This window comes from Pseudodesulfovibrio aespoeensis Aspo-2 (assembly GCF_000176915.2).
In the GTDB taxonomy this organism is placed as follows: Bacteria; Desulfobacterota; Desulfovibrionia; order Desulfovibrionales; family Desulfovibrionaceae; genus Pseudodesulfovibrio; species Pseudodesulfovibrio aespoeensis.
Genome location: NC_014844.1, coordinates 731,564 through 749,137, shown reverse-complemented (window position 1 = coordinate 749,137; position 17,574 = coordinate 731,564). Strand labels below are relative to the sequence as shown.

Below are 17,574 nucleotides of genomic sequence, written 5' to 3'. Positions count from 1 at the left end.
AGGTGGGCTGGTGCCTACTCGAAGCAGAATTCGATGGTGAAGTGGCCGTCAGGCGTGGTGAAGGGGATGGCCATGATCGGCGTCTTGGCCATATGCGAGATGGTGTGCCCGTCCCCCATGATGACCGTGGGGGTTGACCCCTGGAACACGTAGCCGCGCTCTGCCAGCCCGGCTCGGGCCTGCCCGGAGATCATGTTGGTCAGTTCGCCCACTGCGTCCCTGACATCCTGCATGATGTCGTCGATTTCCTCACCCAGCATGTTCTTGACGATGGCCACCGCGCACCCCCTGGAAAAGGAGAGCGACACGCTGCCGTTGCGCTCGCCGGTGATGCCGACAAGTCCAGACACGTCGCCCGCGGCAACATTGTTCTTCTTGACGTAAGGCCTGCCCACCTGCGGCTTGACGAAAGCCATGGTTGACAAGACATCGACCGCTGCTTTGATGAAGGGCTTTGCAAGTTCGACATCCATGACTTCTCTCCTTGAACTCAAACCCCGCGCCAAAAAGGCTGCCGGGCTGAATAGTGTCTCTTAATTTCGTATTCAGGGCGTGCGCGCTGGCACGGCCAAGTATGGGAAATAGGTATCGGCTTCGGGAGGACGGGTCAAGCCGTGTATATTGAAAATAAGACGCTTTCCAGAAAGGCCTTGCCGGGAAAATGGATGAGCCATACACGGGAAGGCACCTATGAAGTCACGCGCACTCGACACCCGCACCCCTTTTCGCGTCGCCCTCCCCGGAGTGATCTTCGTGACGGCCATCTTTTTCTTCAACTTTCTCTCCCGTGTCGTCCTCGCGCCGATCATGCCAGTGATCCAGGCCGACCTCGGCTTTGCCCACACCGGGGCGGGCGTGCTCTTCATGGCCCTTGGCGCGGGCAACGCCCTGGGGCTGCTCCTGAGCGGCTTCCTCTCCAGGGCCGTCAACCACCGGCGGACCGTGGGCATCTCGTCCCTGCTCGTGGGCGCGTGTGCCTTGGCCACCCCCCTGGCCAGGGACTACGCAGGGCTGCTGGCCGCCCTCTTCACCATGGGCGTGGCTGCGGGCTTCTACCTGCCCTCGGGCATCGCCACCATTTTCTCCCTTATCCGCAAGGAGGACTGGGGCAAGTCCATGGCCGTGCACGAACTGGCCCCCAATCTCGCCTTTGTGACGGCCCCGATCCTGGCCGAGGCCGTGCTGCTCTGCTTCGACTGGCGGGCCTCCCTCCATCTGCTCGGCGCGGTGCAGCTCTGTCTGGGCCTGTGGTTCCTGCGATCGGGCAGGGGCGGCGAGTTCCCAGGCACCGTGCCCGGTCCGCCCGTGGTCATGCAGATCGTCAGGCGGCCCATATTCTGGGTGCTCGTGCTCTTCTTCTGCCTGGGCGTCTGTGCGTCCGTCGGCCCATACTCCATGCTCCCGCTCTATCTGGCCGATGCCCACGGCTACACCCGCGAGGCCGCCAACAAACTCCTGTCCGTGTCCAGAGTGCTGGCCTGCTTCGCCCCCTTTGTGGCGGGCTGGATCACCGACCGATGGGGAGCCAGGCCCGCCATATTCCTCTTCCTGCTCCTGACCGGAAGCGCCCTGATCGCCCTTGGCCTGACTTCAGACACGCCACTGATGGTCGTGGTCCTGCTCCAGCCCATGTGCTCGGTGTTCATGTTCGCGCCCGGATTCACCCTGGTATCCACGGTCTTTCCCCCAGAACACCGCACCGTGGCCCTGGCCCTCATGGGGCCGATCAACGCCGTCATCGGCATCGGCGTTGCGCCCATCTTTCTCGGGGCCATGGGCGATGCCGGACGCTTTGACCACGGATTCATGATCCTCGGCTGCGCCCTGCTGGCGGCCATGCCCATGCTGCGTCTGCTGCCCGCAGGCACCGCCGGGCGCGACGACTAGACACACCCGCTGCCCCTTGCATCTGGCCCCTTGCGTCTGGCCCCTTGCGCCAAATCGGCCAAGCCGGTACTCCACCCGGTGACACTTTCAATTCAGGGGGGTGGGGAATGGATGTGAACACGCTGCAAAGCGCCATGGGACTGATGGCGCTGGTGGGGCTGGCCTGGCTCATGAGCGAGAAACGGCGCGAGGTGCGCCTGTTGCCCATCGCCATCGGGCTGGGACTGCAACTCGGGCTGGCCCTGCTCATGCTCAAGGTGCCGCTCTTCGAACGGTTCTTTCTCGGCCTCAATGAGGTCGCCCTGGTCATCGAAAAAGCCACCATGGCCGGGACCTCCTTCGTCTTTGGCTACCTCGGCGGCGGCGACCTGCCCTTTGCCGAGCCCTATCCCGGCGCGAGCTTCATCCTCGCCTTCCGCGCCCTGCCCATCATCCTGGTCATGTCCGCCGTGTCCGCCGTGCTCTACCACTGGCGCATCCTGCCCCTCGTGGTCCAGGGATTCTCCTTCCTGCTCCAACGAACCATGCGTGTCGGCGGCGCCCTCGGCGTGGCTGCGGCAGCCAACATTTTCATGGGCATGGTCGAAGCCCCCCTCGTGGTCCGACCCTACCTCGCCCGCATGACCCGCAGCGAGCTCTTCTCGCTCATGACCTGCGGCATGGCCACCATCGCCGGGACCATGCTCGTGCTCTACGCCTCCATCCTCTCCGCCACCATCCCCGGTGCCATGGGCCAGATCCTGGCCGCCAGCATCATCTCCGCCCCGGCAGCCATCCTCGTCTCGCGCATCATGGTGCCCGAGACCGAGCAAACCACCGAAGGGCGCGCCATCCCCCCGCGAACGTCCGTGTCCACCATGGACGCCGTCACCCACGGCACCGTGGACGGCGTCAACATCCTCATCAACGTCGTGGCCATGCTCATCGTCCTGGTGGCCCTCGTCTCGCTGGGCAACGCCGCCCTCGCCCTGGCCCCCAACGTGGCCGACGCCCCCCTGACCCTGCAACGCATCCTCGGCTGGCTCATGAGCCCCATCGTCTGGCTCATCGGCATCCCCTGGGCCGAAGCCCAGACCGCAGGCAGCCTCATGGGCACCAAAACCATGCTCAACGAATTCCTCGCCTACCTCGACATGGCCCGACTGCCCCCGGACGCCCTCTCCCCACGCAGCCGCATCATAATGACCTACGCCATGTGCGGCTTCGCCAACTTCGGCAGCCTCGGCATCATGATCGGCGGACTCGGCGTCATGGCCCCGCAACGACGCGGCGAAATCGTCAACCTCGGACTGCGCTCCATCATCTCCGGCACCCTCGCCACCCTCATGACCGGCGCCGTGGTCGGAGTCATCATCCCGTAAAAGAATGCCTCCGGCGGCAAGAGCCGCATGAAACGGCGATGGCCCGCCCACCCTTACGGGATGGGCAGGCCATCGCTGTTTCACGCGGCAGGGGTTAATTCAAAAGAGTATCCTGACCTTGTCTTGTGTCCTGCCCGGCCACGCCAATTCCAACCCCCCTTCGCTAGCCCCGCAATGGGCGGGAGCGTCGAGGCACCAGTTGCGTCGGCCTGCGGCCCGGCGAAACAGTTGGGAGCGGAGTCTTCGACCGCTCCCAACTGTTTCGCCAGCAGCCCTATGCTCAGACCAAAGCTACTGGTGTCCGACGCGGGAGACCCGATCACAGGTCTTGAAAGCGGTTTTTGCCTCCTTTTGGGCGCTTTGATCCAAAAGGAGGTCGCGACGGAGGAGCGAAATCCTCACCCGACTCTTCATCCCGCCAAAGGCGGCTTCCTTTTCTTTCTTCTCCTCCCGCCTCGCCGCCAAACCTTGACTTTATCCAACCAGTCCCCATATCTTCAAAGAAATTAACAACCCACAAGGTGAACCATGAACACATATAAAATCCACCCCATCGTCATGGGAACCAAAGTCTTTGACAAGGGCATGATGACCTACCAGCACGGGTACGGCACCCCCTACACCATCCCCATCTACACCTGGTACATCGAAGGGGGCGACAAGAAAATCCTCGTGGACACCGGCGAGATGCACCCCATCGTCTCCGAGGAACGCGAAAAAGCCATCGGCGGCAAGATCCACACCTTTGAGGAAGGGCTGGCCAAGTACGGCCTAACCCCGGAGGATATCGACATCGTCATCCACACCCACCTGCACAACGACCACTGCGAGAACGACTACAAATGCGTCAACGCGCGCATCTACGTGCACGAGAAGGAACTGGAGCACATCCACAACCCGCACCCGCTCGATTTCCGCTATCTTGAGGACTACATCGAGGACGTGGAGGACAACGGCCAGTTGGTGGTGGTGGACCGCGACACCGAGGTGGTGCCCGGCATCACCATGATCCACACCCCGGCCCACACTGCCGGGGGCATGTCGGTCAAGATCGAGACCGACAAGGGCAGCGTGCTCATCTGCGGTTTCTGCACCATTCTCGAGAACCTCAATCCGCCCATGGAGGTCAAGGCCATGGAGATGGAGGTCATCCCGCCCGGCACCCACACCAACGCCCAGGACGCCTACGACATCCTGCTCCGGGCCAAGGACATGGCCGATTTCGTCCTGCCCCTGCACGAGCCCAAGTGGGCGTCCATGGAGACCGTGCCGGAGTAGCGGGCCGAGCAACGCCAATGATTTGATCCCCCGCGCACTCCGGTGCGCGGGGGGTTTTTCTGGCGCGCAAGACTACGTCCATGTTGACGATTCCTGTCGGCGGACCGCCGTTTTGCTTGCCACTTCAGGCGCAAGGGGCGTAGTGTCCGCCCATGTCTCCCATCCTGCTCGCCGTGGCGCCCATTTTCGGGCTGATCCTGCTGGGGTTTGTCCTGAACCGGGCCGCGTTCCCGGCTCCGGGATTCTGGCCCGCGTCCGAGCGGCTGACCTATTACGCGCTCTTCCCGGCCCTGCTGGTGGGCGGGCTGTCGGGCCGCTCCTTTGACGAGTCGGCCACCGGGTTGGCCGTGACCCTGTTTGTTGCCGTCTGCCTCATGGCGGGCGTGCTGCTGACCATCCGGCGGCTCCTGCCCATGTCCGGAGCGGTCTTCACCTCGGTATTTCAGGGAGCCATCCGGCCCAACACCTATGTGGGCATGTCTGCGGCGGCTGCGCTGCTCGGCCCGGACTGGATGAAACTCTCGGCCGTGGCCCTGCTGACCCTGATACCGCTGGTCAACGTGCTCTGCGTGCTCGTGCTGGCGCGCCACGGCAACAACGGCGGCGGCATCCGGCGCACGGCCATCGAGCTGGCCCGCAATCCGCTCATCCTCTCCTGCGTGGTCGGGTTCACCCTGAACGGATTCGACATCATGCTCCCCGCCGTGGTGGCCGACCTGCTCTCCATCATGGGCAAGGCAGCCCTGCCCATGGGCTTGCTGGCCGTGGGCGCGGGCTTGCGCTTCGAGGGAGTGGGCGATACGGCCCTGCCCGTGGCCGCGGCCTCGGCGGCCCACCTGCTCGTGCTGCCCCTGATCGCCTTTGGCTGCGCCCAGGCACTCGGGCTGGATGCCGTGTCGCGCAACGCCGCGCTCATCTACACGGCCATCCCGGTCTCGGTCTCGGCCTTTATCCTGGCCCGCCAGATGGGCGGCGACCACCGCGTCATGGCCCTGATCATCACGGCCCAGACGATCCTCTCCGCCCTGACCCTGCCCCTGGTGCTCGCCCTTCTTGGCTGATGCACGCCCGGCGGCCCGGTTCGCCCGTCCAAAAACCGGAAAACCCCTTGAAGTCGCGGGGCAATTGGGCGACTATGCCCGTACTGAGATAACAGGTTGTGAAAGGAGATATTATGGCTAAAGATTTCAGAGAGATGCTCGTCGAGTCTTCGCGCCACGAGCAGTTTGGCCGTTTTTTCAAGGAACTGGCCATAGGGATCAAGGTGGTGCTGTCCTTTCAGGCCAGCGAGACGCATGCGTGCGAGCCGGCGCAGACTCTGGACGACATTTACGCCTACACCAAGTGGGAAGTGAGCCTGCGCCAGGTGGACAAGCCCATCGACGTGCCCATCATCGGGGCGTGGGATGCCTTCAAGGAAAAGGATTGGGCCGCGCCCTTTGACAGGCCGGAATTCCAGCGGGCCATGGTCGGCGAGCTCATCCCCACCGAGCACTGCCAGCGGGTTCTGGAGGATGTCATCGAGTACGCCATGAGCAAGGATCAGATGGATTCCGAGGACGACATCCGCATTGTCGATCCCGAGGTGAACCTCAAGCGCGCTGGCGGCTGCGGCAGCGGCTGCGGCACCAAAAAGCCCGTGGCGAAAAAGGCCTCCCAATAGGCCGGATGGCTTGGATTCGATGCAAGAGGCCCGCCCATGGCGGGCTTTTTTCATGCAAAGAAGGCGGTGAGGGCGACCACGTAGACCAGGGCGGGCAGCAGGTTGGCCAGCCGGATCTCGGTCAGCTCCAGCAGGTTGATGCCGATGCCGATGATGAGCAGGCCGCCGCAGGCCGTGACCTGGCTGATCATCATGGGCGAGAAGTATTGCTGGAAGAAGCTGGCCCCGATGGTCATGGCCCCCTGGTAGACGAGGACCGGGATGAAGGAGAAGAGCACGCCCGAGCCATAGGTGGCGGCCAGGGCCACCGAGGCAAAGCCGTCGAGGATGGACTTGGTGTAGAGGACGGTGGTATCGCCGTTGATGCCTTCCTCCAGGGAGCCGATGATGGCCATGGCCCCGATGCAGTAAATGAGCGAGGCGGTGATCAGCCCGTCGGTGAACTTGGCGTTGTCGGATTTGATGAGCCGCTTGAAGCGGTCGCCAAGGCGGGCGAACAGGGTGTCGAGCCGCAGCAGCTCGCCGGAGATGCCGCCCAGCAGCACGGCGAAGATGACGATGAGGATGTTCTCGACCTTGAGGGCCATCTGGATGCCGATGAGCAGCACGCACAGGCCAAGCCCCTGAAAGACGATGGTGCGGATGCGATCGGGAAAGCGCGACTGGAGCCAGCAGCCGATGAGACTGCCGCCGATGATGGCCAGTGCGTTGACGATGGAGCCAAGAGGGAGCATTGGGCGCATCCTTGTGGTTGCTATGACAGACCGGTTCCGCAGAAGCGGTGCTACCACCAAGCGCCCCGCGTGACAAGAATATTGACAGGTTGCGCCAGCCTGCCCTATGAATGACCTCTCCCACGCCAGGGTGGCGGAATTGGTAGACGCAGCGGACTCAAAATCCGCCGGTAGTGATACTGTAAGGGTTCGAGTCCCTTCCCTGGTACCAGAATGAAAACAGCGGCTTGCGATGGATAATCGCGGGCCGCTGATTTGCGTTGGAGCGTTATTGTTTGGATGTACACCCTGTGTCTGCCGCACACGGCAGGGTCTTTTCATTTGTCACGGAAGAAGGCTAGTGAAGTTTAGCTATCAATCCAGTCGGGAATTGGCAGTTCGTAATTGATATGTTCTGTTATGCAATTATGTGTTTTCAACAAATCATGATGGAATCTAAAATTCAAAGGTTCTTGTATGTAGAATTCCCATAATGGCAGGATGTAGCCCTCGTTGCGGACAACTTCTTGTATTTGTTCTTTAGTTAGACCTATAGTGCCACTAAACAGACGCTCGCGCAATAGTTTGAAAAACTCAAAAAGAGCTAACTGCACTTTTACACTATCCTGGGCCTTCATTTGTCTAACGAGATTTTCCAAGTTGTGCTTCTTCTGTAAGGCACTGTCTGGGGAGAATATTAGTTGAGTTGCGCCATAATATTCCCCTTCAAGCTCTTTAATCTTGGAATATTTGCTGCTTTCATAAAAATAAACAAACACCTCATTGATTGCTGACTCTTCAAGTGCATGAAAAAAAGTGGCATTTTTCTCCGTAAACATATTGTCTCTTTCAGATGGGAAACTCCTCTCTGTGTCCAAGATCTTTCCATAGAGAGACACAAGACCGCCGTTTACTCTAGGAAGAAGCCATAAGAGCATAGCCTCTTCTTCGTTTCTGGCCTTGATATCATACTCGTTTGTTCTAAAGTTTCGCCAATAGCATGACAAATCAACCAGTTCTGAAAGTATGTGTTGCGTGTTGATAACGAGGTTGGGATAGCTGCTCACGGCAGTGATTAAATCTTTGAGAAAGTTGAGGGCACCAATTGAGGAGATGATGTGTTCGTTGTGTTGTTTTAATAGCAGAGCGTCTGCGGCACTATAAAGTCGGCTTTTGATCATACTGAAAGTGATTTTGACCAATTCATCAAGAACGACTTCAGGACTGCTTGACATTTTGGCGGCATGCCCTGAAATCCACGACACCATATCGACCATATCGCAACCGTATGCGGTTAATAGATCATCATACTCTTTCCATGTTATGTCATGAGGTGAAAATAAAAAATCTCTGGCATATCTCACACTATTATCGCGTGTTGATTCTAGTGCGTTTTTAAAAGCTGCTATTGCTTCACGACAATTATTGTTGCTTTCGTCTTTTATTAATTGAGTGAAGGCTTTTTCTTTAAGGTCTTCATCGTTCTCTTTTCTGAACATAGAGTTCTGAATGACTTCATCGTTCAATACGATTTCATTGAATATTTTATCAACGAGTTTGTTAGAGTCCATTTTGATGATCAGCAATAAACATAAGACATACCAATTAACTTCTTCTTTGTTGTGCCTTTTGACTTCGACCTCTAATAAGTCGAAATGGCGAAAGAAACTTTTTAGTCTTCTGGGGTTGGATGGAAGTGCGTCTATTAAATCAGGAAAATGATCCCCTAAGAGTTCAGGCATGGTCGTTCTGTGAGCGTTCACAAGGGTTTGCTTTTCTTTTTGCCCCAGAGGGTCTAGGTGAAATTTAAAATCAACGATTTTTTCAAGGAATTTTTCCCCTTTTCCCCATGCCCTGTGTTGCTGTACCAGAGCTTTGGAGATGATTTCATCGTCGAATGCCAAAAGAAAAGAAAGCTTAGGTTTGTCTAGTATCTCTCTTAGCGATAGGAGTAGGTTCGGGATAATGCTAGGGTTGCATCTGTCGAGGTCGTCAATGGCAATGATGATCCGTTTCCCTTTCAACAGTGAATGGATTGCGGTCAGTTCTTCGTCGCTAATGGTTATGTATTTTTTTAGGTAATCATCTCCCGCTTGACTGATCGCGCCCACCAAGGCCTTCCCGCCGGGAAAACAAGCTCCGGCTGCCTCAGGGATAAATGAAATATACCTTTTAGCTTTGTGTGCTTTTAATTTTGTTTTAAGATTGTTTATCGTCTTGAGGTCATGTTTATTGGCTTCTAGTTCGGCAATGATGATTTCAACCAGCCCAACCCACCAGTCTTGTATGTTGTCGCAATCCCATGGCGAGAAAGAGCAAAAGAGATGTCCCTCATCTTTCACGAGGCATTTTACCAAGTTGACAACACTTGTCTTACCCTCTCCCCAGCCCCCATATAATCCGACTCGGACTGACCAAGTATCGTCAAGCCCTATAAGGGTTTGTGCGATTTGTTTGGCGATTCTCTGCCGCCCTAAAGAGTCATCTTTGAGTGATTGGATTGGTTTTTCATAGCCTTTCGAAATAGTCATTTGAGCCTCTTTTGGCGCACCAGTAGCCTTTGCTTTACGTGACCTGACATTATCCCAAGCATGCTTAACACACTGAATAAGGCAGGTTCTGGTCATAATCAAATCCGAGCTGATGCAGCAGTATCGCTTGTAAGGGCTTCACGAAGATAGGGTAAACAATACTAACAGCGCGGTGTCATGTCAAAAGATAGGGAAGCCAAAGGAGCATTTCTCCGCAGGCTTGGCGTGGCGAGCTCACCACACCATGACCGCACCACTCAGCAATTCAATTCCACCGTATGCCCCCCCCCACCCCGTAATCAACGCATTAATCAGCCTTTTCAAGCTCACGCCGTTTTCTGCTGCCGACAGAGCCAAGTCGCGGTGAACGGCGGGCGTGGTCCCCCGCCGCATTTGACAGTTCGGCCCGCGCTGGGGCATACAGTAGCATAGGTCCAAACTCAGGAGTGCCCATGAACCCGTATGCCAGCCAGTACCGCGAAAAGCTGACCAGTGCGCACAACGCCGTCTCCCGCATCCGGGACGGTGCCACCGTCATCCACGGCGTGACCCTGGCCGAGCCGCCGGCCCTGCTCGCCGCCCTGGCCGACAGGGCGCGCTCCGGAGACGTGAAGGACGTCAGCATCTACTCCTTCAACCCCCAGCGCCATGCCGCCGAGACCTACCTCAAGCCCGACCTGGTGGACTCCATCTTTGCCAAGACCTGGTTTCTGAGCGCCGCGGTCCGCAAGCTGGCGGCAACGGGCATTGTCCAGTTCATCCCCTCCTATCTGCACCAGGTGCCCAAGTTCATCCGCGAATACATGCAGGTGGATGCCTGCCTGACCACGGTCTCGCCCATGGACAAGGCCGGATACTTCAGCTTCGGCACCGCCAACGACCTGACCTCCACCGCCGCGCGGGAGGCGGCCACCCTGGTGGTGGAGGTGAACGAGAACATGCCCCGCGTGTTCGGCGATTCGCCGCTGCACATCTCCGAGGTGGACGCCATTGTGGAAAACCATGTGCCGCTCATGGAACTGCCGCCGCCCCCGCCCCGGCCAGAGGACGAGGCAGTGGGACGGCTGGTGGCCGAAATCATCCCCGACGGCGCGGTGCTGCAACTGGGCATCGGCAGCCTGCCCAACGCCATCTGCCCCTGCCTGACCGGGCACAGGGACCTGGGCATCCACTCCGAACTCTTCGGCCCCGGCATGGTGGACCTGATCCGCCAAGGCATCGTCACTGGTCGGCGCAAGACCCTGCTGCCAGGAAAGCACGTCTTCTCCCTGGCCTACGGCACCCGGGACACCTTCGACTTCATGCACGACAACCCCAGCCTGGCCAGCGCCCCCTCGGACTATGTGATGCACCCGGCGGTCATCGCCCAGAACGACAACATGATCGCGGTCAACTCCATCATCCAGGTGGACCTGACCGGGCAGTGCAACGCCGAGTTCATGGGAGGTCAGCAGTTCTCCGGCACCGGCGGCCAGCTGGACTTCGTGCGCGGGGCATACGCTGCCAAGGGCGGCAAGTCCGTCTTGACCTTCTACTCCACCGCCAAGGGGGGAACCATCTCGCGGGTGGTGCCCCGCCTGGACCCCGACGCCGTGGTGACCACGCCGCGCATGGACGTGCACTACCTGTGCACCGAGCATGGGCTGGTGAACCTGAAGCACAGGAGCGTGGGGGAGCGGGCCATGGCCATCATCACCATCGCCCACCCAGATTTCCGCGACCAGCTCATGCGCGAGGCAGAGCGGATGCGCCTGCTGTAGCGGCTCAGCCGCCCCGCCGCAGGTCGGCCCGGCCCTTGGCGATGGCCGCCATGACCTCGGCCCGGTGCGCCATATAGGTCTCACATTCAGCGTTGATGGTCAGGATGCCGCAGCGCCGGACCTGCTCGGCCAGGGTGCTCAGGCGGTCGACCTTGACCTCGGCCAGGACATCGTTCTCGGCCTGGAGCCCCTCGATCCTGAGTTTGACCTCGGCCAGTTGCACGCCCAGTTCGCGGGCGCGGTCGAGATCACCTTCGGCCAAGGTGCTTAATTGCCCCCTTTCATAACATCATGTCGTTTCTGAAAGGATCGCCATCTAAAACACAACAGTGTTCATTTTTAACAAGATACGACATTGTTGGCTCCTCTCTCGACCCATGATGAATGAATTGCGGCAATGTTTTTTTAGCTCAACCACTTTTTGTACAGTGATGGTATTTACCTGACACCGCCGCCCTTGACGAGCGGAGTTGCGCGCCCTCTTCGGTTTCCGAGTCCTGCCTTTGACGTGCTGTCCAGGAATACCTGCGTCACTCCGTCACACCATGACCGCACCACTCAGCAATTCAATTCCACCTTATGACACCCCCGACCCGTAATCAGCGCATTGATCAGCCTGTTCAAGCTCACGCCGTTCTCTGCTGCCGACAGAGCCAAGTCGCGGTGAACGGCGGGCGTGGTCCTCAATGAAATCTTGCCGGAAAAATTATTCTGGCTGACGGTTCCGGGATCGGCTCACCGCTGGCCTCCATGTCGGCCACCACGTCGCGAATTAGATGGACGATGCCTTCAAGGGCGGCTGCTTGCTCCTCATCGAGCCAGGAGAGAGCGGGGAACTCGGCGCACAGGCCGACATACTCCTGATCCTCTTCCGACCAGAGAACTCGGTAAGTGTAATGCTTCACGTTCATCTGGCACTCCTTCCTGCTTGTCCACACTGGCGCGACTTCCCGAGACAGAAAGCGTATACGGCGGCAAGGTTCCGCCCAGACGCTACAGGTCCGGCAAATCCGAACCGAGCATTTCGACATATTCCGGCCCAGGATATCCGGCCTGTACAAGGAGGGGAAGTAGTACGGCATGACGTGGACAGGGAAGGCCGCCAGGTTGCCTGACCGATTCACACACGGCAGTTACACACAACCAGCAACGGGCTGCGACCAAGCGGCCGCAACCCGTTGAAAACAGAAGGCAAGAGCCGATAGTCCCACACAAGGTGGCGGCTATTTCCAAAAGTTTTCCCCCCGGAATCTCCCACCCACACCCATGCCCCACCCACACTCCGACCACGCCCCACCCACACTCCTTCTCGCCCTTGCGCGCGGGGGGGATTCCGGGTAGGTGATGGGAGTGGGTCGAACTCGGCCCAGGGACTGTGTATTTTCTACCAGGGACGCGTCGGGATGCCCAAGCTCAAGACTTTGCTCATCCATCCGGATCCGGAGATTCGCACCGCTTTGCGCGACGTGTTGGAGGATGTGCGCTTCATCCAGGTGCTCGGCGAGGCGGTTTCGGCCTTTGAGGCCATGGAGATGTTGGAGGCGATTCCTTACGGCGTGTTTTTCGTGGGTGTGGATTTGCCGGGCGGCGCATCGGGCATCGAGATGGCCCAGATGCTGGCCGGTCGCAAGCACAAGCCGGCCCTGGTCTTCATCTCCGACACCGAGACCCACGCCTATGCGGCCTTTGAGTTGGGGGCCACGGATTATCTTTTGTGGCCGCCAGCGACTGGGCGCATGGCCCGGACCGTGGACCGGCTCCAGAATTTCAAGTCACGTTTTCGCGAGGTGCCGACCCCGGCGAGTTTTGCCGCGGACGCCGACGATCCGGACGATCCGAACGGCGAGCGCGAGCGCACGGTGCAGCTTCCGTTGCCCGAGGAGGAGCAGGACTCGTTCCTGGCCGCGTTGAAGTCGGCCTGGGACCAGACCGGCGGACGCAGGCTGGAGATAGAGAAGCTCGCGGTCTCCCAGGATGGCCGCACCATCCTCATCCCCTACGACCAGATCATCTTTGTCGAGGCGTTTGAGGATTATTCCTATGTGCATACGGCCAACCAGAAGTTTTTGTCGTCGCACCGGCTCAAGAACCTGGAGGACAGGCTGGAGCCGCACCGGTTTTTCCGCGTGCACCGCAAGTATCTCGTCAATCTGGATATGGTCACCGAGATCGCCAGCATGCCCGGCTCCAACTTCATGCTGCGCACCGCGGGCCGCACCCGCATCGAACTGCCCATCAGCCGCCGCCGCATCGCGGAGCTGAAAAAGGTCATCGGGCTGTGACCGTTCGCCCCGCCGCTTGGACCGCTTGCCGAATATCGCGGGCATTGCGGCGGCACCGTGCTATGAAAGAGGCTCGCTGACAGGCTTTTGGCGGCGAGGAGGAAACTATGGATCAGTCAGGCGCACTCGACAGCTTGCTTACCGAGGAACGGGTACTCCGCCCGTTGCCCCAATTGGTCATCGAGGCCAACATCAATCCCCAGGAGCTGGAGGCCGCGCGCAAATTCGCGGCCATGGACCATCTTGGCTACTGGGAGGAGGCCGCCGACGAGCTGGACTGGTTCAAGAAATGGGACCAGGTGCTCGACGACAAGGACGCGCCCTTTTACCGCTGGTTTGCCGGGGCGCGCTGCAACATCGTCTACAACGCGCTCGACCGCCACATCGAGACCGCCAACAAGAACAAGCTCGCCCTGATCTGGGAGGGCGAGCCCGGCGACTCGCGCAAATACACCTATTTCGAGCTCTACCGCGAGGTCAACCGGTTCGCCAACGCCCTGCGCTCGCTGGGTATCCGCAAGGGCGACCGGGTGGTCATCTACATGCCGCCCCTGCCCGAGACCGTCATCGCCATGCTGGCCACGGCCAAGATCGGGGCCATCCACTCCCTGGTCTTTGCGGGCTTCTCGGCCAAGGCGCTGCGCCAGCGCATCAACGACTGCCAGGCCCGGCTGCTCATCACCTCGGACGGCTTCTACCGCAACGGCCACATCATCAACCTCAAGGAGACCGCGGACGCCGCCCTGGTCGGCTCGTGCGCCGACTGCGTGGAATCCATGGTCGTGGTGCGCCGCTGCAACATCGGCGTGGACATGGTCGATGGCCGCGATTTTCACTACGACGATCTCATCCGCCAGGAGCGCAACGAGGCGCCCACCGAGGTCATGGACGCGGCTGATCCGCTCTTCATGCTCCACACCTCGGGCACCACGGGCAAGCCCAAGGGCATTGTCCACTCCCACGCGGGCTACATGGTGGGCGTGCACCGCACCCTGACCTCGGTCTTTGACATCAAGCCCACGGACATCTTCTGGAGCACCGCCGACCCCGGCTGGGTCACGGGCCACAGCGCGGGCATCTACGGGCCGCTCCTGGCGGGCACCACCACGGTCATGTACGAGGGCCATCCCAACTATCCACAGGCCGACCGGCTCTGGTCCATCGTGGCCCGGTACGGGGTGACCATCTTCTACACCGTGCCGACCATGATCCGCATGCTCATGCGCTTTGGCGCGCAGTATCCCAAGCAGCACGATCTCTCCAGCCTGCGCCTGCTCGGCTCGGTGGGCGAGCCCATCTCGCCCGAGACCTGGATATGGCTCTACAAGAACATAGGCCGCAGCGAATGCCCGGTGCTCGACACCTGGTGGCAGACCGAGACCGGCATGTTCATGATCGCGCCCCTGCCCATCTCGCTGCTCAAGCCCGGCTCGGTGACCAAGCCCCTGCCCGGCGTGGAGGCCGAGGTGGTGGACCGCGAGGGCAACCCCATGCCAACGGGCAAGGGCGGCCTCTTGGTCATCACCAAACCCTGGCCCGCCATGATGACCGGGCTGTGGAACGACGACGACCGCTACAGGGAATACTGGACCAAGATCCCCGGCGTCTACTACGCGGGCGACGTGGCCAGGAAGGACGAGGACGGCTACATCTGGATGCAGGGCCGTGCCGACGATGTCATCAACATCGCCGGGCACCGCATCGGCTCGGCAGAGGTAGAGGCCGCGTTCGCCGCCCACCCGGCAGTATGCGAAGTGGCGGTCATCGGCGTGCCGGACCGGATCAAGGGCGAGGCGGCCAAGGGGTTTGTCGTGCTCAATGACGGGTTCGAGGCCAGCGACGGCATGATCAAGGAACTGAAAAAAACCGTGCGCAACGAGCTTGGGCCGGTGGCGGTGATCAAGTCCATCGAGTTTCGCCAGGAGTTGCCCAAGACGCGGTCCGGGAAGATCATGCGGCGGGTGCTCAAGGCCGAGGAGACCGGGACAGGGATTGGGGATTTGACCGGCGGGGAGGATGAGGAGTAGGATTTTTCCCGGTTTGATGGGGAGAGGAAAGGGGCGTCCGTAGAGGGTGCCCTTTCCTTTTTGGTGGGAGAAGAGGGGCGGGGACAGCATAGCGAGCGGCTTGTTTAAAGTGTTGCGGGCTGGTAGTGATGCCCTGAGGCCAGCCACATTTTTACCACGGACGGTTCCATGCTTGCAGACAAACCATACACTTTGGACAGCGTGGTCCGCATGGTGCTTGGGGCATTGCTGATTGTGGGCCTGATCTGGATGCTCGGCTATTTGTCGGGGGTATTGGTGCCCTTTGTGGTGGCGTTGCTTCTGGCCTATCTGCTCAATCCGCTGACCAGCCGGGTGGAGCGTGTGGTCCGGAGCCGATGGCTGGCCGTGGTGGTCACGGTGACACTTCTGGCCGGGACTGTGACCGGGCTGGTGTGGGTGATGGCTCCCCTCATAGGTGCCGAGTTTTCGCACATGGGCCGGGTGCTGGCCGATCTGGCGGGCAATGCAGACCTGGCGCGGCGGGTGCGGGAATATCTGCCTGACGAGGTCTGGGTCTGGCTGCGGGCGTTGGCAGACGACCAGAATGTTCGCGCCCTGTTCACCAGCAACGGCGCAATGGAGGCTGCCAGGAAGGTGGTTGCGACGATACTGCCCGGCGTTCGGGGCGTGTTGAGCGGCACGGCGAGTTTCCTGGCCGGGTTGCTCGGACTGGGCGTCATTCTCTTGTATGTGGTCTTTCTGCTGATGGATTTCGGCAGGATCAGAGAGCGCTGGCCGGAGTATCTGCCACAGCAGTACCGCGCCAGGGCCATCGATTTCATGGGCGAATTCGAGCAGACCATGAGCCTTTATTTCCGGGGGCAGGTCATCATCGCCCTGTTGGTGGGGGCGCTTTTGTCGGTGGGATTCATGATCATCGGCCTGCCCATGGCCGTGATACTCGGCATGTTCATCGGCATTTTGAACATCGCCCCGTACCTCGGCACCCTGGGCCTGCTGCCCGCCGTGCTGCTGGCCGGGCTCGATTCGCTGGAGGCGGGCCAGCCGCCGTGGATCGGCATCCTGCTGGTGCTGGCGGTCTTCGTGGTGGTCCAGGCCATTCAGGAGATCATTCTGATTCCAAAGATCCAGGGCGAGAACCTGGGGTTGTCCCCCTGGCTGATCCTGCTTTCGCTTTCCATCTGGGGCAAGCTGCTCGGCTTTCTCGGCCTGCTCATAGCCCTGCCCATGACCTGTCTGTGTCTCTCCTACTACCGCCGCCTGCTGGCCGAGCGAGACGCGCCCATTAAAGCGCCCCCCGGCACGACCCCCGGCACGACCATAAACACGCCAACGGACTGACCGGCTTCTGGACCGGTTCCGCCAAATCAGGCGGCCATTCTGACACGCCCTTTGCGAACCCTTCGAATTGATCAGGCGCGGCGCATGGCCGCGGTGAGCACGCCCGCGCCGATGAGGGCCGAGCCGCCCACGCGGTTGACGATCTTCATGGCTCTTTGGCTGGCCACGGCCTTTCGCGCCCTCGCGGCCAGAAGCGCGTAGAGGACGGCATTGACCACGGCCAGGATCACGAAGGTGGAGCCGAGCAGCAGGGCCTGGGGCAGGACCGGCGCGGCCTGGGTGATGAACTGCGGCACAAAGGCGCAGAAGAAGGCGATGGATTTCGGGTTGGTGGCCGTGACCGCAAAGGCGCGCAGGCAGTTGGACCGGCTGCTGGCATCGTGCATCCGGGCCATGGACGCCCCAAGCTCCGGCCTGGCCCGCCAGGTCTTGATCCCCAGATAGATGAGATAGAGGGCACCGATCCATTTGAGGACCGTGAACAGGGTGGCCGAGGTGTTGAGAAGCGCGCCCAGCCCGGCCAGGGAGGCGGCCATGGCCGCCATGTCGCCAAGGCCCACGCCAAGGGCCAGGGGCAGGGCCGCCCGTCTCCCCTGGGTCAGGGAGCAACTGACCACGAGCATGATGGTCGGGCCGGGAATGATCAGGACGATGACGGTGGCGAGCAGATAGGCGGCATAGGTCTCGGCGGTCACGGCAGGCTCCTGGGCGCTGGGTTGCTGATGGGCCAGTCAATGCCTGCCCGCCGC

At 60.3% G+C, this 17,574-nt stretch carries 16 protein-coding genes and 1 tRNA gene; 10 read left to right on the top strand and 7 right to left on the bottom strand.

From position 1 onward, the window contains the following. Positions 1-14 precede the first annotated feature (14 nt). Positions 15-473 (bottom strand): chemotaxis protein CheX, encoded by a 459-nt coding sequence (locus DAES_RS03370; protein ID WP_013513626.1) that lies wholly within the window; start codon positions 471-473, stop codon positions 15-17. A gap of 217 nt (positions 474-690) precedes the next feature. On the opposite strand from DAES_RS03370, the gene DAES_RS03365 reads away from it, so the two are divergent. The 5 genes from DAES_RS03365 to DAES_RS03345 all read left to right on the top strand — a co-directional run bounded on the left by DAES_RS03365 (position 691) and on the right by DAES_RS03345 (position 6,189). Further along, positions 691-1,887 carry an MFS transporter gene (locus DAES_RS03365; protein ID WP_013513625.1) on the top strand — a complete coding sequence of 399 codons (1,197 nt, stop codon included), beginning with the start codon at positions 691-693 and terminating at the stop codon, positions 1,885-1,887. Between the two features lie 107 nt (positions 1,888-1,994). Beyond that, entirely contained in the window at positions 1,995-3,248 is a 1,254-nt protein-coding gene (locus tag DAES_RS03360; RefSeq protein WP_013513624.1) for a NupC/NupG family nucleoside CNT transporter, read from the top strand. A gap of 528 nt (positions 3,249-3,776) precedes the next feature. Beyond that, a complete protein-coding gene (locus DAES_RS03355) occupies positions 3,777-4,526 on the top strand; it encodes an N-acyl homoserine lactonase family protein (RefSeq protein WP_013513623.1) in 750 nt (249 codons plus the stop codon). Positions 4,527-4,678: 152 nt separating this feature from the next. Beyond that, complete coding sequence (locus tag DAES_RS03350) at positions 4,679-5,587, top strand: AEC family transporter (protein WP_013513622.1); 909 nt, start codon at positions 4,679-4,681, stop codon at positions 5,585-5,587. Between the two features lie 113 nt (positions 5,588-5,700). Beyond that, positions 5,701-6,189 (top strand): hypothetical protein, encoded by a 489-nt coding sequence (locus tag DAES_RS03345; RefSeq protein ID WP_013513621.1) that lies wholly within the window; start codon positions 5,701-5,703, stop codon positions 6,187-6,189. A gap of 50 nt (positions 6,190-6,239) precedes the next feature. Here the strand turns inward: DAES_RS03345 and DAES_RS03340 are convergent, their stop codons facing one another. Continuing rightward, on the bottom strand, positions 6,240-6,923 hold the full coding sequence (locus DAES_RS03340; RefSeq protein ID WP_013513620.1) for a DUF554 domain-containing protein: 684 nt from the start codon (positions 6,921-6,923) through the stop codon (positions 6,240-6,242). A 124-nt stretch (positions 6,924-7,047) separates the two neighbouring features. Here DAES_RS03340 and DAES_RS03335 point away from each other — a divergent pair. Further along, positions 7,048-7,134, top strand: a tRNA-Leu gene (locus tag DAES_RS03335). A gap of 136 nt (positions 7,135-7,270) precedes the next feature. Here DAES_RS03335 and DAES_RS03330 read toward each other — a convergent pair. Further along, positions 7,271-9,529, bottom strand: coding sequence for a KAP family P-loop NTPase fold protein (locus tag DAES_RS03330; RefSeq protein ID WP_083808622.1), 2,259 nt, complete (start codon positions 9,527-9,529; stop codon positions 7,271-7,273). A 356-nt stretch (positions 9,530-9,885) separates the two neighbouring features. Between DAES_RS03330 and DAES_RS03325 the strand changes: the two genes are divergently transcribed. Beyond that, the gene (locus tag DAES_RS03325; RefSeq protein WP_013513618.1) at positions 9,886-11,193 is read left to right on the top strand and encodes an acetyl-CoA hydrolase/transferase family protein; all 1,308 of its coding nucleotides are present in this window, start codon (positions 9,886-9,888) and stop codon (positions 11,191-11,193) included. A gap of 4 nt (positions 11,194-11,197) precedes the next feature. Here DAES_RS03325 and DAES_RS03320 read toward each other — a convergent pair whose 3' ends face one another. From DAES_RS03320 to DAES_RS17910, 3 genes are all read right to left on the bottom strand, one after another. Continuing rightward, positions 11,198-11,455, bottom strand: a complete 258-nt coding sequence (locus DAES_RS03320; RefSeq protein ID WP_013513617.1) for a hypothetical protein — start codon at positions 11,453-11,455, stop codon at positions 11,198-11,200. A 296-nt stretch (positions 11,456-11,751) separates the two neighbouring features. After that, positions 11,752-11,880 carry a toxin-antitoxin system HicB family antitoxin gene (locus tag DAES_RS17915; protein ID WP_236608453.1) on the bottom strand — a complete coding sequence of 43 codons (129 nt, stop codon included), beginning with the start codon at positions 11,878-11,880 and terminating at the stop codon, positions 11,752-11,754. Then, entirely contained in the window at positions 11,877-12,104 is a 228-nt protein-coding gene (locus DAES_RS17910; RefSeq protein ID WP_236608452.1) for an acetate and sugar kinases/Hsc70/actin family protein, read from the bottom strand. The genes DAES_RS17915 and DAES_RS17910 overlap by 4 nt, the downstream gene beginning before the upstream one ends. A 492-nt stretch (positions 12,105-12,596) precedes the next feature. Here DAES_RS17910 and DAES_RS03310 point away from each other — a divergent pair, with 492 nt between their 5' ends. From DAES_RS03310 to DAES_RS03300, 3 genes are all read left to right on the top strand, one after another. Then, the gene (locus tag DAES_RS03310) at positions 12,597-13,475 is read left to right on the top strand and encodes a LytR/AlgR family response regulator transcription factor (protein WP_013513616.1); all 879 of its coding nucleotides are present in this window, start codon (positions 12,597-12,599) and stop codon (positions 13,473-13,475) included. 107 nt (positions 13,476-13,582) lie between these two features. After that, positions 13,583-15,502, top strand: coding sequence for an acetate--CoA ligase (gene acs / locus DAES_RS03305; RefSeq protein WP_013513615.1), 1,920 nt, complete (start codon positions 13,583-13,585; stop codon positions 15,500-15,502). 168 nt (positions 15,503-15,670) lie between these two features. Next, a complete protein-coding gene (locus tag DAES_RS03300) occupies positions 15,671-16,825 on the top strand; it encodes an AI-2E family transporter (protein WP_013513614.1) in 1,155 nt (384 codons plus the stop codon). 71 nt (positions 16,826-16,896) lie between these two features. Here the strand turns inward: DAES_RS03300 and DAES_RS03295 are convergent, their stop codons facing one another. Next, complete coding sequence (locus DAES_RS03295; RefSeq protein ID WP_013513613.1) at positions 16,897-17,520, bottom strand: LysE family translocator; 624 nt, start codon at positions 17,518-17,520, stop codon at positions 16,897-16,899. Positions 17,521-17,574 lie beyond the last annotated feature (54 nt).